Source organism: Microbacterium sp. CCNWLW41, assembly GCF_037083505.1.
Genome location: NZ_JBAOJP010000008.1, coordinates 236,482 through 251,704 on the forward strand (window position 1 = coordinate 236,482; position 15,223 = coordinate 251,704).

Below are 15,223 nucleotides of genomic sequence, written 5' to 3' on the forward strand. Positions count from 1 at the left end.
CGGCGGGCGGAGGGGGCGCTGCGGCCGGGTCGCGGGGATCGGTCACGGGGTGCTCCTTTCGATGCGGACGACGTCGTCGACCGCGGTCTCGAGCGCGGCGAGCCGGCGCGCGAACAGGATGAGGTCGGGATCGGTGCTCGGCACCGGGCCGGTCAGCAGCGGGCGCACGGAGTCCCGGGACGCCTGCACGCGGTCCGCCGCCGCATCGGCGACGGCGGCGGGATCGGCGGCGGGCATGGCCAGCCGTGCGGCGAGGCGTCCGATGGTGCCCGCACGCAGCGCCTGGGCGGCGTGCCCGGCGTCCGCGGCGTGCGCGGTGAGGCGCGCCCGCCCGTGCATGGTCTCGGAAGCGCGGACGGTCACCGGGAGGGTCTCCGCCACGAGGGGGCCGAAGCGGCGGCCCCGCCAGACGCCGGTCACGATCGCGGCGACGAGGAGGGTGAGGATCGCCGGGGTCACCCATCCCGGTGTCAGCTCGGCCAGGGTGGCCTCCGCGTCGCCGGGTTCGAGGTCGGTGTCGCCGAACGAGGGGACGTACCAGACGACGCGCTCGTGCTGACCGAGGAGGGCCAGGCCCAACGCAGCGTTGCCCTTCTCCGCGAGGCGCTCGTTGGTGAGCAGGCGCGAGCCGTCGACGATCGCGCGGCGGCGGTCGCCCTCGTCGGCCACGAGGACGGCCGCCCCGGAATCGTCTGCGAAGCAGGCGGTGACCCCGTCCGCGGGCCGGAAGAGCTGACCCGGCTCGATCTCGCCGACCCGGGCGAACTCCGGCAGGTCGCACGAGGCCGTCAGCGGGCCGGACGCGCTCCCTGCGGCGTAGTCGCCGAGCCCGAGGATGCGCAGCATGCGGGCGCTGCCGGTGAGCATCACGACGTCGTCCGCCTCGCCGATCAGCGTCCGCACGGCGTCGTCGGAGAGCGCGTACGGATCGGCCAGGACGAGCGTCGAGCGCTCGTCCATCGTCCGCGCGGCCTCGATACGACTGCGGACCACGTCGACCTCCACCCCCTGAGCGCGGAGGATCTCCGCCAGCGCACGGGTGCCGCCGGGGCCGTTGCCCTCGGGGTCGAATCCCGTGCGCAGCCCGGGGCGCTGCGCCGCCACCTGGAGCGCGACCACCGCCACGCCGAGGAGGACGAGGACGATCAGGATCCACGCGAGCGCGCGGGAGACGCCGCCGCGCGTGCGGACGACCGTCGACGCCGTCGAGGCGTCCTGCGTCGTGCTGTCCTGCGCGGTGCTCATACGGCAACCAGCTCCGGCCGCGCCGCCAGGAGGCGTGCGTCGGTGTCCGCGAGGTCGCGGTACCGCTCGGACGTGCCGGGGTGACGGAGATACCGCACGTCGTCGAAGGACTCGGCCGCCCGCCGCAGCGCTTCGGCCTCCTCCGGGAACGCGACCGTCGCCTCCCGGGCGATCGTCTGCGCCGTCGCACCGGGCGCGGGCGCGATGAGGTCGCGCTCCTGCAGTGAGCGGGCGAGCGCCCGGTACCCGAGGACGACGGCCTCGTCCCAGTCTCCCGCGCGAGCGCTGCGCTCGGCGTCCGCGCGCAGCTCCGCGGCGGAGCGGGCGTCCCTGCTGCCGAGGAGGTCCGTGGCGGCGCGGCGGGCGAAAGACCGTCGCGGACGGCCCCAGAGGATGAGGACGATGACGAGCGCGGCGACGACGACGACGCAGACGAGTGTCAACGCCACAGGGCCGAGGTTCGCGCCGCCCTGCGGAGTGAACAGGTCCGCAAGGAACTCCGCCACGGCGCGGGCCCACTGGTCGAACAGCGTCGGCCGTGCCTCGGCGTACTCGGGTCGCGAGAGCTCCTGCTCCGCCCAGCGCTGGGCCTCGTCCCCGTCGGGGATGAGCGGGATCTGCAGGTGCATCCGGCTCATGCGCCGTCGGATCCCGGAGCCGTCCAGCGACGCTCGCCGTCCCGCGGCGCCCAGGGGCTGTCGTCGGTCGGCGGCAGAGGGGCCACCGGCGGTGCGGGGGCGGCGGGCGGTGCAGCCGGCGCGGGGGCGGCGGCCGGCGGTGCCGGCGTCGCGTACGGCGGGACGGACGACCCGGACGGTGCGAAAGACCCGGGCGCGGGCGGGTACGACCCGGGCGGGACGGAGCCGGGCGCGGGCGGGTACGGGGTACCCGCAGGGAAGGGGGCGGGCCCGGGATAGGGGGCGGCGGCGGAGTCCCACACCGTCTTCTGCAGCGGCCGGTACTCGGCGGTCACGGCGCGCGACGGGTCGACGGCGAACGGGTCGGAGCCGAGGTCCTGCCCGGCCTGACGCCGCTCCACGGCCGCGAGCAGGTCCTGGTCCAGGCCCTCGTGCCGCATCCGGCAGTCCAGGTAGACCAGCGTGGCGCCGGTGGCCTGGACGACCGCGGCGATCGCCTGGATCACGATGATCAGCAGCTGCGGCACGAGCATCGCCAGCACGAACCCCGCGATGGCGGAGGCGTCGTTGGTCCCGGTGGGCGCGATCACGGGGATGAACAGGGAGCTGAGCATGGAGGCCGGCATGCCGACGACCTGCGCCGCCAGGCCCATGATGAGCCCGATCAGCGCCGTCACCCCGAAGGCGACCCAGAACCGTCCTCGGGTCAGCCGCCACGACCGCACGATCGCGCCGCGGATCGTCGCCCGCTCCAGCACGAGGACGCTCGGCACGAGCAGCAGCTTCGTGTTCAGCCAGATCCCGAGGGGGAGCGCGCCGAGGAAGGCGAGGATCGCGACGACCGTCGCGATCGCCAGGGACGCCTCCGAGTACCCGCCCAGGGCGCCGATCCCGCCGAACGTGACGGCGGCCAGGAGCAGCAGGAGCGCGGAGACGGCGACGCCCAGGAGCAGGGCGTATCCGATGAGCCGCCATGCGACGGGACGCACGCGGCGCCACAGGGCCCCGAGCGTCGCCTTGTCGCCGAGCACAGCGGCCGCCACGTCGGAGGCGACGACGCCCTGGACGAGAGCCGAGAAGGCGACGGACCCGAGGCTGATCGCGATCCCGGCCACGGCCACGAGGGCCGTCGAGCCGATGAGGATCGTGAGGAACTCGTCGGAGCCCTGGCGGAGGGTGTTCAGCCGGGAGAAGGCGCCGACCATGACGGCGCCGAGCAGGGCCGCGGTGACGATCACGACGACGAGCTGGACGACCACCGCGAAACCGAACAGCACCTTGGGGTTGTGGCGCAGGGCGGCGAAGGCCTTCCCCAGGAGGGTGCCGAAGCCCAGCGGGTGCAGCGGGATCAGCCCCGGGCGGGGGGCGGGTGTCCAGGTCGGTCCGCTCACGTGCTCCTCCGGAGGTCGTGGATCTGCGTCCATCGTGTCACACCCGGCTCCGGCGGGCCCCGGGGCCACGGGCGACCCGCCACCGGGCCTCCCCGTCCGTCGCGCGGCGGTGAAGTACGCTGGTGCCCATGCGGGGGCGCCGTGGATCGTCCGCGCCTGCATTCGAGCGACGAAAGACGACTGGGCACCATGACCTCACGCATCCTCGTGGTCGACGACGACACGGCTCTCGCCGAGATGATCGGTATCGTGCTGCGCACCGAGGGCTTCGAACCGGTCTTCTGCGCGGACGGCGCCCGTGCCGTGGAGGAGTGGCGGACCCAGCGTCCCGACCTCGTGCTGCTGGACCTCATGCTCCCGGGCATGGACGGGATCGAGATCTGCACCCGCATCCGGGCGGAGTCCGGTGTCCCGATCATCATGCTCACCGCGCGCAGCGACACGGCCGACGTGGTCCGCGGGCTCGAGGTCGGCGCCGACGACTACATCATCAAGCCGTTCAATCCGAAGGAGCTCGTCGCCCGGATCCGCACTCGCCTCCGTCCGACGCCCCAGTCGAGCACGGACGTGCTGCGCATCGGGGATCTCACGATCGACGTCGACGCGCACGAGGTGCGCCGCGGGACGGACCCGATCGCGCTGACGCCGTTGGAGTTCCAGCTCCTCGTGGCCCTTGCCTCCAAGCCGCAGCAGGTCTTCTCCCGCGAGATGCTGCTGGAACAGGTCTGGGGATACCACTACAAGGCCGACACCCGGCTGGTCAACGTGCACGTGCAGCGGCTGCGCGCGAAGGTCGAGCTCGACCCCGACAACCCCCGTATCGTCATGACCGTGCGCGGCGTCGGCTACCGGGCCGGGAGCGCGGGCTAGGCCATCGTGCCGCCCGCATCGTCCCCGGTCTCCGGCTCCGCGATCGTGCGCGACTGGAGGGGCTGGCCGCAGGCGCTCGCCGCGCTCTGGGGCAGTTCGCTGCGGTTCCGCACGCTGGTGGTCACGCTCGCCCTGACCTCGGTGGCGATCCTGGTGACCTGCGTGGCGATGGCCCTGGCCATCCAGAACAACCTCTGGGAGGCGCGCAAGGCCCAGGTGCTGGACGACGCGCAGCGAGCGACCGCCTCCGCGCAGTCCGTGCTGAACTCCGGTGACGCCCAGGGAGAGCGCTCCGCTCTGGACGGCCTCATGCGCGACGCGATCGAGCGACTGGGCACGTTCTCCTCGTCGGACATGATCACGATCCGCCGCGTCGACGACGCACCGTCGCTGACGGCGCCGCCCGGGTACCAGCGGGGAATGACGGAGTCGCTGATCTCGCCGCAGCTCCAGCGGGCGGTGATCGAGCACGCGGACACGCAGTGGTGGCAGCCCGTGGCCCTGGAGGACGGGGAGGGGCCCGCGCACGCCGGGATCGTCGTCGGGCAGCTCCTGACGCTGCCCGGGGCGGGCGCGTACGAGCTCTACATCGCGTACGACCTCGCCGACACCGCGCAGACCCTCCAGCTCGTGCAGAGCGTGCTGTGGGTGGCGGGGATCGTCCTCGTCGCCCTCATCGCCGCGATCGCCTGGGTGGCGCTGCGGTCGGTGGTCCAGCCGGTGACGGAGGCCGCGGAGACCAGCGCCCGGCTGGCGGCGGGGGAGCTGGCCGTGCGCCTCCCGGTGCGCGGCGACGACGAGCTCGCCACGCTCGGGCGATCGTTCAACGCGATGGCCGAGAGCATCGAGGCGCAGATCAAGGAGCTCAGCGAGCTCTCGCTGGTCCAGCAGCGCTTCGTGTCCGACGTCTCGCACGAGCTGCGCACGCCGCTGACCACGATCCGCCTCGCGGCCGACATCCTCAACGACCAGCGCGCGGACTTCGACCCGACGACGGGCCGGACCGTGGAGCTGCTGCACACCCAGGTGCAGCGCTTCGACACCCTCCTCGCGGACCTGCTCGAGATCAGCCGCTACGACGCCGGGTCCGTGCAGTTGGAGACGGAGGCGACCAGCCTCGCGCACCTGGCCGAGGACATGACCGAGGAGCTGCGCCCGCTCGCCGCCGGCCACGGGACGGAGCTGCGCTTCGTGGCACCGGGCGGTCACACGCCGGTCGACATGGATCCGCGGCGGGTCCGCCGGGTGCTGCGCAACCTCATCGGCAACGCCATCGAGCACGGCGAAGGCCGGCCGGTGGTGATCACGGTGGACAGCAACCAGCACGCGGTCGCCGTCGGCGTGCAGGACTCGGGGATGGGCATGGCGCCGGCGGACGCCGCGCGGGTGTTCGATCGGTTCTGGCGTGCGGACCCTTCGCGACAGCGCACGATCGGCGGTACGGGGCTCGGCCTGTCCATCGCGCTCGGGGACGCCCGTCTGCACGGCGGGACGCTGGCCGTGTGGTCGGAACGGGGCGTGGGGACCAACTTCGTGCTCACCCTGCCGCGGCACGGCCGCACGCTGGACGGCCCCTCGCCGGTCCCCCTGGAGCCCCAGACGAGCCTGGTGGATCTCGGTGTCGTCACCGAGCCGATCGTGGTGCCGCGTGCGGAGCCGCCGTCGTCCGCCGCGCCGGGGAAGGAGGACTCATGAGCGTCGGACGCGTCATCCGCTCCGCCGTCGTCGCGCTGCTGGCCCTGAGCCTGGCCGCGTGCGCATCGCTCCCGACGACCGGCGAGGTGCGGCCGGGGAACTCGGGCGACGGTGCGTCGGACGAGTCGGATCTGACCTACCTCGCCCGCGGGCCCTCGGACGGCGCCGATCCCGAGCAGATCGTGCGCGGTTTCATCGATGCCGCCGCGAACCCCGCCGACAACTGGGACGTCGCCCGCAGCTTCCTCATCGGCCCGTTCCAGGAGAGCTGGAAGCCGAACGCCGGCGTGACCATCGACGCGTCCGCGGAGCGCCGCTACGCGGGACCGACCCCCGAGGCGGACACGGACGAGACAAGCGTCCGGCTCGCCATCCAGCAGTCGGCGACCATCGATCAGAACGGCTCCTACACGGTCGCCTCCGGCGCGGCGGAGGTCTCCTACGAGCTGAAGAAGGACGACGCGGGGCAGTGGCGCATCGCCCGGGCGCCGGACGGGATCCTGCTGGACGCGCGGACCTTCGCCGCCGAGGACGTCCTCCGGCCGTACCCGGTCGTCTACTTCGACGCGACCTGGACCTACCTGGTGCCGGACGTGCGGTGGTTCCCCAAGCGCAAGAACACCGCGTCGCGCATCGTCCAGGCCCTGGTGGCGGGAGCCCCCAGTCCCTGGCTCGTGGAGTCGGTGCGCACGGCGTTCACCGGCGACGTGGAGCTCGGCCGGGAGACGGTCTCCGTCGACGCGCAGATCGCCGAGGTGGACCTGAGCCAGGCGGCGCTCGGCGTCGACGACGTCACGCTCGCACGGATGCGGACGCAGCTCGAGCGGAGCCTGGCCGCGGTCGGCGTGCTCCAGGTGCGCCTGACGGTGAACGGCACCGAGCTGGGCACCTCGGCGGCGCCCTTCTCGTCGACCACGGTGGACACGCGCCCCCTCGTCCTGACGGAGGACGGTTTCGGCTACCTGTCCGGGAGCGAGGTGTCGCCGATCGACGGTGTCTCCGGGCCGATCGCACGGTTCCCCGAGCCGATCTCGTCCATCACGGCGAGCGGCGCGGCGTCCCGGGCGATCGTGCAGACGACCGGCGGCCGCGTGTACGCGGTGTCGGGCGAACAGGTGGACGAGCTGGACAGCCGCCCCGGCCTCATCAGACCGTCGCTGGATCCGTACGGGTTCACGTGGACCGTGCCCCGCACCAGCCCGGGCGGCGTGCAGGTCTGGTCGCCCGGGGTGGTCTCCCATCCGCTGTCGGCGTTCGAGGACGCCCAGGGCATCTCCGCCCTGGCGGTGAGCCGGGACGGGGCCCGGGTGGCCGTGGCTCTCTCCGTCGGCTCCCAGGTGCGGATCGAGGTCGCCGGCATCGAACGCGACGCGAAGGGGGAGCCGACGGGCGTCGGACGGCCGTACTTCGTCGCGGGGCGGGTGTCCGGCGAGGTCCGCGACCTGGTCTGGCTCGACGACCGGACGCTGGGCATCTTGGCCGAGGACGACGGGCGGCCGGAGCTCATCGAGCAGATGGTCGGCGGGCCGTCGACGGCGACGGACACGCCGGTGGCCGCGCAGGCGGTGGCGCCCGCTGCTCCTGTCTCGAACGTGCGGCTGCGCGGGGACGACGGTGCGCTGTGGATGCGCAGCGGCACGACCTGGTCCTCGGAGCGCGCCGGCGTGCAGGTGCTGGCGACCCAGATCGACAGCCCGTGATCCGCGGGTGGGCGCGGGCTCGTCCTGCACCGTCCTGACCGGCGACGGACGGCTCACAGATCGGAGCGGGCGTCCCCGCGGCGCGGTCCGCTGCGGCAGGGTGCCGGGATGGACCAGAACACTCGGCCATCGCCGCGTGACCGCCTGAGACTGCTCGGCGCGGACATCGCCGACATGCTCCTCGGGGCGGAGTGCGCAGGGTGCGGGGCGGTGACGACCTCGCTGTGCACGACCTGCCGGGCCCAGCTCCGCCCCGAACCGGTGCGCGTGCGGACGCCGGACGGCCTGCCGGTGCACGCGGGGCTGCGATACGAGGGCGTCGTCGCGCAGGTCGTCCGCGACATCAAGGAGCACGGGCGGACCAGCCTGCTGCCCGCCCTCGTTCCCGCCATGCGAGAGGCGGCGGGCGCGTGCCTCGCCACGTTCCCGCCGGATGCGGATCCCATCGACCTCGTCGTCCCGGTGCCCACCTCGCACGCGTCCTTCCGGCGTCGCGGGTTCCGCCTCCCGGAGCTGCTCGCCCGCAGGACGGGCGGTCAGGTGCGCCGGATCCTGACCCCGACCCGGCGGGTGCGGGATCAGCGAGGGCTCGGGAGGGCGCAACGGCGGAGCAACGTCGCGGGCAGCATGCGGGCGCGGGGCGGGGGAGACGGATGGTCGGTCCTCGTCGTCGACGACGTGGTGACCACCGGCGCGACGCTCGACGAGGCGGCGCGGGCGCTCGGAGCCGCCGGGTTCCGCGTGGTCGGCGGCGTCGTGCTCGCCGCGACGCCGCCGGGTGCCGGGCTCGTGCGGCCGGGGTGGGCGGACGACGCGCACCGGGGCGGCGCGGGCGGCGGCGACACACGGGCATCCGGGTGGTGACAGGTCGCGCGTCCGCGACTACGGTAGGGGTTCACAAGGCGACCACGGTCCGCCCTTGGCCGGGAGGACCGGGACAAGGAGGTCAGGGATGGAAACGAACATCGTCGGTGTGGGAGTGAGCATCAGCGATCGGTTCCGGACGGTCGTCGAGGAGAAGACGGCCCGGATCGCGACCCTCGCGACCAAGGCCCAACGCCTCGACGTCAAGGTCACCCATCGGTCCTATCGGAACGGCCGGGTCGAGGACGAGACCGTCGAGCTCACCCTGGTCGGGCGCGGTCCGGTGATCCGCGCCGAGGCGCGAGACGGCGACAAGTTCGCCGCATTGGACATGGCGATCGACAAGCTCATGGAGCAGGTCCGCCGCGCCAAGGAGAAGCGCGTGGACGGCCGCAACCACCCGAGGGGAGCGCACTTCGAGAAGGGCAGCGGAGAGCTGACCGGCATCGACGTCCGCCCCGCGCCCGCCGATGTGCTGCACGCCGTCGCGACGGGCGAGATCCCCATCGCGGGAGACGACGAGGAGAGCTACTCCCCGGTGGTCATCCGCACCAAGAACTTCGACGCCGAGTGGATGACGGTCGAGGAGGCCGTGGATCGGATGGAGCTCGTCGGGCACGACTTCTTCCTGTTCGTCGATGCCCGCACCGACCACCCCAGCGTCGTCTACCGGCGCAAGGGCTGGGACTACGGCGTCATCTCGCTGACGACCCAGGCGGCCCCGGCCGAGGAGCTCGCCTCCTGACGCACGGCCGGACGCACGATGCGGCCCGGGGCGCTGTGCCCCGGGCCGCATCGTGCGTCCTGTGCCTGCGCGAGTTCAGGCGAACGCACGAGTTCAGGCGCCCAGAGCGCGTGATCGCCTGAGTCCGCGCGTCTGCCTGATCTCGCGTGTGGCGGATCAGCTCCGAGCGGTCAGGACGCGGCGAGCGCGGCGAGCTTGCGCCACGCGAGGGTCGCGAGGGCGGCCGCCTGGTCGCCCAGGACCGCGTCGTCGAACAGCACTCGCGGAGAGTGGTTGAACTCCGCTGTCTCCACGTCGACCTCCGGGGGCGTGGTGGCGAGCATCACGAAGGTCCCCGGCACCTCGTTCAGCACGAACGAGAAGTCCTCGGAACCCATGCCGGGGGTGGGCATCGTCTGCACGCGCTGCGCGCCGAACTCCTCGCCCAGCCATGCGAGTGCCTCGTCGGTCGCCGCCGCGTCGTTGATCGTGACCGGGTACATCACTTCGAAGTCGACCTCCGCCGTCTGCCCGTGCGCGGCGGCGATGTGCTCGGCCAAGCGCGGCGCCTCCTCCTGCAGACGCGACAGCGACTCCGCCGACAGCGTCCGCACCGTCGCGCGCAGCGTCGCCGTCTCCGGGATCACGTTCACGGCGTCACTCGCCTCCAGCTGCGTGACGGACAGGATGATCGGGTCGAACGCGTTGAACCGGCGGGTCACGAAGGTCTGCAGCGCCAGGATGATCTCGGCGGCGACGGGGACCGGGTCGAGCACCTGGTGCGGCTGGGACCCGTGTCCTCCGCGCCCCCGTACGGTGACGGTGAGCTGATTCGATCCCGCGGCGACCGCTCCGGCGCGGGTGACGAAGAGTCCCCGCGGCCCGGGGGCGACATGGATGCCGTACGCGGCGACGGGGGTGCTGCCGGAGGCGTCGAGGAGGCCTTCTTCGAGCATGATCTTGGCCCCGCCGTATCCCTCCTCGCCGGGCTGGAACATGAACAGCACGTCTCCGGCGAGCTGTTCGCGGTGCGCCGCGAGAAGACGCGCCGCGCCCACGAGCCCCGCGGTGTGCAGGTCGTGCCCGCACGCGTGCATCCGGCCGTTGGTCGCCGCGTAGTCGAGGCCGGTCTGCTCGACGACCGGGAGGGCGTCCATGTCCCCGCGCAGGAGCACGGTGGGGCCGGGACGCCCGCCACGGAGGACCGCCACGATCGAGCTCAGCCGTTCGCCGAGGGTGATCTCCAGCCCGAGCGGCTCGAGATCGCGCAGGACCCGTCGCTGGGTCTCGGGCAGTTCTAGGCCGAGCTCGGGATGCGCATGCAGGTCCCGTCGCAGGGTCTGCAGGTCGGGAAGGATGTCAGCGGCCTCGGTGGCGAAGGCGGGGATGGTCATGTCGGTCTCCTCGGAGGTCGGGTCAGCGGGCGGAGGCGGGCGTCGTCGCCGGAACGGGGGAGCGCTCTTCGCGCGGAAGGAACATCAGGGCCACGAAACACACCACGAAGGCCGCGCCGCTGAACACCCAGATGGCGATGTAGCCCTCGACGGACGCGTACGCGGTGCCGGCGACCAGTGCCGCCCCCAGCAGGGCGGCGAAGATCGCTCCGGCCAGCGATCCGCCGAGCGTGCGCAGGGAGTTGTACACGCCCGCGGCGATGCCGGTCGCGTCGGCCGGGGCGAGCTCGGCCAGGCGTGCTGGCAAGGCGCCCAGCAGCAGGCCGTAGCCGAGGCCCTGCACGATCGCGGCGGTGAGGTAGCCGCCCAGGGAGGTGTGCAGCGGGATGACCAGCAGGTTCCCGACGGCGGACAGAGCCGCCCCGGACAGCAGGACGGTACGGATCCCGATCCGCGCGGCCAGCAGGCTGAAGAGCGCCGCGCCGACGGTCGCCAGGATCGTCACGGAGCCCACCACCAGGGAGATCAGCCCGGGCGTCGCCGCGAATCCGTAGCCCTCGACGTCGGGGCGGGATCCGAGGAAGGTCGACATCGGGGCCTGCCCTCCGAACATGACCATCCCGAAGCACAGGGCGGCCAGGTAGATGGGCCCCACACGCCGGGAGACGACCAGCCGGACGTCGACGGCGGGTGTCGGGGTCCGGAGCTCCCACACCACCCACAGCGCGAAGGCGAGGACGGCGACCCCGAGGGCGACGAGCGTCGGAGCGCTGAGGAACCCGCCCGAACCGGCGAAGCGCAGTCCGATGAGCGCCGCGATCATGAAGACCGCGATGCCGGCGAAGCCGAGGTAGTCGATGCGTGTGCTCGTCCGGTTCGCGGATTCGGGGACCTTGAAGAACACGGCGTAGGCCGAGACGAGCACGAGGACCACCGGGGCGAGCATCGTGACGGAGATGTTCGGCGAGATCGCCGAGATCCCGCCGGCGGCGAAGGTCCCGAGGATCGCCCCTCCCGTGAGGAAGGTCACCAGCAGGCCGATGGCCTTGCGTGCCTGGTCTCCGGTGATGCGGTTGTGCACCAGGGCGATCTCCAGCGGCAGCCATACGGCGAGCGGGCCGACCAGGAGCCGGCCGGCGAGAACCACGGGATAGCTCGGCACCAGGGCGGTGATCAGCGTGCCGATGAGCACGGAGACGATCGCGATGCGCAGGATCCGGCGGTGTCCGAAGATGTCGCCGAGCTTGGAGAGCAGCGGCACGCAGACCGCGGCCGCCAGCGTCTGCAGCGTCAGGAACCAGGTGATGTCGGCGTCGGAGACGCCGAGGTGGAGAGCGAAGTCCTTCAGCAGCGGCGGATAGAACCCCTGCGTGAAGCCGCTGGCGAGTTCGCAGAAGATGAGGAAGCCCACGACGCTGCGGGCGCGGGAGCCGGCGATGGGAAGGCCGGTCGTCTGAGGTGTGTTCACGGGGATGGGGTCTCCGGGTCGGCCTGGAGCGGCGGAGTGCGGATGAGCGCGTCGATGACCCCGCGGTAGTCGTCGGGGGAGACGCGGTGGCCCTTGACCGTCTGGTGGTACAGCGTGAGGCCGGCGATGGCGTCGAGGATGATGTCCCGCGCCGTGTTCGAAGGGAGCTCCCCGCGGGCGATGGCCCGGTCGAGGATCAGGACACCGGCGTCACGCCGGTGGGAGAGGAAGCCCTCCCAGATCAGGGGGAAGACCTCGGGGTCGAAGAGGACGAGCCCGATCATGCGGGAGGGCGATTGCGACTGCGTCCGCTGGTTCTGCATCGCGTGGCGGAGGAGGTCCTCGCGCACGGAACCCGTGTCGGGGATCTCGCCGAGCGCCGACACATGGATGACGGCCGCCGCGACGAGGGACGCCTTGTCGGGGTACCGGCGGTACACCGCCGACTTGCCGCAGCCGACGGCGCGCACGATCCGATCGATCCGGAGCCCGGCGTAGCCGTCCCTGGCGAGCTGATCGCGGGTCTCCGTGAGGATCCGCTCCGTGAGCTCCTCGTCGGTGGGGCGCCCCATCGCGTCGCTGTTCTGCGGCATATCGGGAACTTACGGGACGAACCGTCCGTATGTCAACGAGATGTCGCCGGTGCAGGGACGCGGCTCCCACCCGCGACGTTCCTCGCCGAGCGAGGGGCGTCGCGTCACGGTGGTGGCCTCAGCCGGGACAGCGGCCAGGGAAGGGACGAGACGGCAGCACGCCGGATCAGGCGAACGCGCCAGTTCAGGCGCCTGGCGGGCAGGATCGCCTGGGCCCGCGCGTCCGCCTGATCTCGCGTGGTGAGGGGAGCAGCTCTGGGGTCTGCATCGACGCAGGCACAGGAGATGTCAGGGAAACATGCGAACGCGCGAGATCAGGCAAACGCGCGAGATCAGGCGGCGAGAGAGCAGGATCGCCTGATGTCGCGCGTTCGCCTGATCCCGAGTGACGCGTTCGCCTGATCTCGCGTGAGCGGGGCGGGGCGTACGGGCCCCGGCGCAGGGCCTCAGTCGAAGATGCCGTCCAGGATGCTGCCGATGACGAGGCCCCCGAGGACGCCGGAGACGATGTCGCCGCCGCCGGGGCCGCGACGACCGCCGCCGCCCCAGGAGTCACCGCCGCCCCAGCCCTGATCCGGCCGGGAGGAGTCGATGTCGCGCTGCGCGAGCTGCAGCGCCTCGGCGGCGAGCTGAGCCACCCGGCGCGCGGCGGCGAGGGCCTGCTCGCGCGTGTCCTCCGCGGGAAGCAGCGCGGGAAGGTCGACGCGCAGCCGCTCCGCCTCGGCCAGCCGGGTGCGAGCGTCGGCGCCGATCCAGCCGCGGTGGCCCGCGATCAGCGAACGCGCCACGCCCAGCTGCCGGTCGGCGTCGTCGATGGCGTGCTGCACGTGCTCGACGGACGGCAACGGGTTCTCGGCCCGGTAGCGCGCCTTGGCCACCGCCTCGTCCAGCGCCGTGTTCGCGGCGCGCAGCTGCGACAGCTCGGCGAACGGATCCGAGCGCGTGCCGGCCGGGGGGAGGGCCGCCAGAGCCCGCTCCAGCGCCCGCAGCGCCTCGCCCACGGCGGGGACGGAGGCGACGGATCGTGCGGCGATGATGTCCTCGCGGGAGTCGGTGACGACTTCGGCGAGGGTGGACTCCGCACGCAGCGCCTCGATCTCGAAGTCCTCGACCGCGTCGAGCAGCACGCCGGCGCGGCGCACGGCCTCCGTCGCCGTCTCCAGCGCCAGTACGGCCTCCTCGTTCTGGCGTGCGGAGCGGCGGCGCTCGGACACGTCGGCGCCGTGCTGCGCGAAGGCGATCAGCTGCTCGGCCTCGTCGGCGCTGCGGGAGACCTGCAGCATCGCCTCGTCCGAGTACCGGCGGCTCAGTCGTTCGATCGTCTGACGGGCGTGCGGGAGGCGTTCGGCGAGGGCAGCGGCGTCCGTGCGCACCTGCGCGGTGATCTCCGGGGCGCGGCGCACGCGCGAGACGGACTCCGCGAGCGCGGAGGACTTCTCATCGATGAGGTCCTCCGCCCACTCGCACAGCTGGACGATGCGCGCGTTGCGGGTGCGAAGCTCCTCGGCCGTGTCGGGGATCTCGTCGTGGTTGAGCTGATGCAGCTGGAACGCCTCGCGCATGTGCGAGCGCACGGCGTCGAGCGCCTCGCGGAAGTCCTTGGTCAGCGACTCGCCCAGCTCGGCGACGGCGAAGGCGACCTCGTCGCCGGCCGTGCGGATCCGCTCATCGGCGGAGACCAGCGCCTGCTCGGCGCGCCGTGCGAGATCGTCGTCCTGCGCCTGCAGCGCCTCCTGCTCACGTTTCCTCTTGCCCCAGAACCCGGCCATGAGTCGATCCTACGAGGTCCCGATATGTCGCGGCTGGGGTTCCGCTTCGCTGTGCGCGATCAGGCGAGCACCGCCGCCGGGGCCGATCGCGCGGGCCGGCCCCGCTTGGGGCGCTCGGTGGCGAGCTCCAGGGCCATCGCGTGGCGGGGATGGGCGGCGAGGCGCTGCTCGACGTGGTCGAGCCAGCGCAGCTCCGCCTCGGCGGCGAAGATCATCGAGTCGAGCACGAGGGATCGGGCCAGATCCTCCGGCCCCTCCGGATCGGCACCGGCGCGCGTCGTCCGCCGGAGGTCCTGCAAGCGGGCGGACGAGGCTTCGCGTTGGCGGCGGATGACCTCGGCGGCGTCCACGCCCGGGAGCGTGGCGGCCACGGAGAGCTTGATGGCGAGCTCGTCCCGGGTCGCCTGTTCGCGCAGGACCGGGGAGTCCAGCCAGGCGGCGACGTCCGCGGAGCCGGCCGGGGTGATCCGCCAGTACACGTGTCCCTGCTCGTCCGGCTCGCCGCGCGCGACGAGGCCGTCCCGCTCCAGGCGCTCCAGGGTGTTGTAGATCTGGCCGACGTTCAGAGGCCAGGCGGATCCCGTGCGCCGATCGAACTCCGCCCGCAGCTGGTACCCGTAGCAGGGGCCCTGGTCGAGGATCGCGAGGAGGCTCTGGCGGACCGACATCTGTCCCCTTTCTCGGAAACTGTTTCCGAGTATAGGGATGGGCCTCCGCGCGTCTGCACGTCGCGACCGGCGGCGTGTCCGGCGACGGATGTCCGCGGAGCGCGAAGTTCGGAGGCGATGCCAAGGTCACGCGCCGGTAACATGGGTGGATGTGTTCGGCGTGCCTCTGCGTGCCGTGCTTCATCCACCACAAGGAGAGACATC

13 protein-coding genes are annotated in these 15,223 nt (G+C 72.7%); 5 read left to right on the top strand and 8 right to left on the bottom strand.

The window, feature by feature from the left end; translation table 11 throughout:
* Window positions 1–42: 42 nt before the first annotated feature.
* Genes V6R91_RS25690 through V6R91_RS25700 form a run of 3 tightly spaced genes read right to left on the bottom strand, consistent with a single transcriptional unit; the run spans window position 43 to window position 3,274 of the window.
* Window positions 43–1,245, bottom strand: a complete 1,203-nt coding sequence (locus V6R91_RS25690; protein ID WP_336397582.1) for a DUF4350 domain-containing protein — start codon at window positions 1,243–1,245, stop codon at window positions 43–45.
* On the bottom strand, window positions 1,242–1,883 hold the full coding sequence (locus V6R91_RS25695) for a DUF4129 domain-containing protein (protein ID WP_336397583.1): 642 nt from the start codon (window positions 1,881–1,883) through the stop codon (window positions 1,242–1,244). Before V6R91_RS25695 ends, V6R91_RS25690 begins: the two co-directional genes overlap by 4 nt.
* Window positions 1,880–3,274, bottom strand: a complete 1,395-nt coding sequence (locus V6R91_RS25700; protein ID WP_336397584.1) for a hypothetical protein — start codon at window positions 3,272–3,274, stop codon at window positions 1,880–1,882. Before V6R91_RS25700 ends, V6R91_RS25695 begins: the two co-directional genes overlap by 4 nt.
* A gap of 189 nt (window positions 3,275–3,463) precedes the next feature.
* On the opposite strand from V6R91_RS25700, the gene mtrA reads away from it, so the two are divergent.
* The 5 genes from mtrA to hpf all read left to right on the top strand — a co-directional run bounded on the left by mtrA (window position 3,464) and on the right by hpf (window position 9,148).
* Complete coding sequence (gene mtrA / locus V6R91_RS25705) at window positions 3,464–4,144, top strand: MtrAB system response regulator MtrA (protein WP_067250429.1); 681 nt, start codon at window positions 3,464–3,466, stop codon at window positions 4,142–4,144.
* A 6-nt stretch (window positions 4,145–4,150) separates the two neighbouring features.
* Complete coding sequence (gene mtrB / locus V6R91_RS25710; RefSeq protein ID WP_271062685.1) at window positions 4,151–5,839, top strand: MtrAB system histidine kinase MtrB; 1,689 nt, start codon at window positions 4,151–4,153, stop codon at window positions 5,837–5,839.
* A complete protein-coding gene (locus V6R91_RS25715; protein WP_271062684.1) occupies window positions 5,836–7,539 on the top strand; it encodes an LpqB family beta-propeller domain-containing protein in 1,704 nt (567 codons plus the stop codon). The genes mtrB and V6R91_RS25715 overlap by 4 nt, the downstream gene beginning before the upstream one ends.
* Window positions 7,540–7,647: 108 nt before the next feature.
* Window positions 7,648–8,403: a ComF family protein gene (locus tag V6R91_RS25720; RefSeq protein ID WP_336397586.1), complete on the top strand. Its 756-nt coding sequence runs from the start codon at window positions 7,648–7,650 to the stop codon at window positions 8,401–8,403.
* A gap of 88 nt (window positions 8,404–8,491) precedes the next feature.
* Window positions 8,492–9,148: a ribosome hibernation-promoting factor, HPF/YfiA family gene (gene hpf / locus V6R91_RS25725; protein WP_271062682.1), complete on the top strand. Its 657-nt coding sequence runs from the start codon at window positions 8,492–8,494 to the stop codon at window positions 9,146–9,148.
* 170 nt (window positions 9,149–9,318) lie between these two features.
* Here hpf and V6R91_RS25730 read toward each other — a convergent pair whose 3' ends face one another.
* From V6R91_RS25730 to V6R91_RS25750, 5 genes are all read right to left on the bottom strand, one after another.
* Complete coding sequence (locus tag V6R91_RS25730; protein WP_271062624.1) at window positions 9,319–10,521, bottom strand: M20 metallopeptidase family protein; 1,203 nt, start codon at window positions 10,519–10,521, stop codon at window positions 9,319–9,321.
* 22 nt (window positions 10,522–10,543) lie between these two features.
* The gene (locus V6R91_RS25735) at window positions 10,544–11,989 is read right to left on the bottom strand and encodes an MFS transporter (protein WP_336397587.1); all 1,446 of its coding nucleotides are present in this window, start codon (window positions 11,987–11,989) and stop codon (window positions 10,544–10,546) included.
* Window positions 11,986–12,582 carry a TetR/AcrR family transcriptional regulator gene (locus V6R91_RS25740; protein WP_271062622.1) on the bottom strand — a complete coding sequence of 199 codons (597 nt, stop codon included), beginning with the start codon at window positions 12,580–12,582 and terminating at the stop codon, window positions 11,986–11,988. Before V6R91_RS25740 ends, V6R91_RS25735 begins: the two co-directional genes overlap by 4 nt.
* 446 nt (window positions 12,583–13,028) lie before the next feature.
* The gene (locus V6R91_RS25745) at window positions 13,029–14,351 is read right to left on the bottom strand and encodes a hypothetical protein (protein WP_271062621.1); all 1,323 of its coding nucleotides are present in this window, start codon (window positions 14,349–14,351) and stop codon (window positions 13,029–13,031) included.
* A gap of 59 nt (window positions 14,352–14,410) precedes the next feature.
* A complete protein-coding gene (locus V6R91_RS25750) occupies window positions 14,411–15,019 on the bottom strand; it encodes a PadR family transcriptional regulator (RefSeq protein ID WP_336397588.1) in 609 nt (202 codons plus the stop codon).
* Window positions 15,020–15,223: the final 204 nt, after the last annotated feature.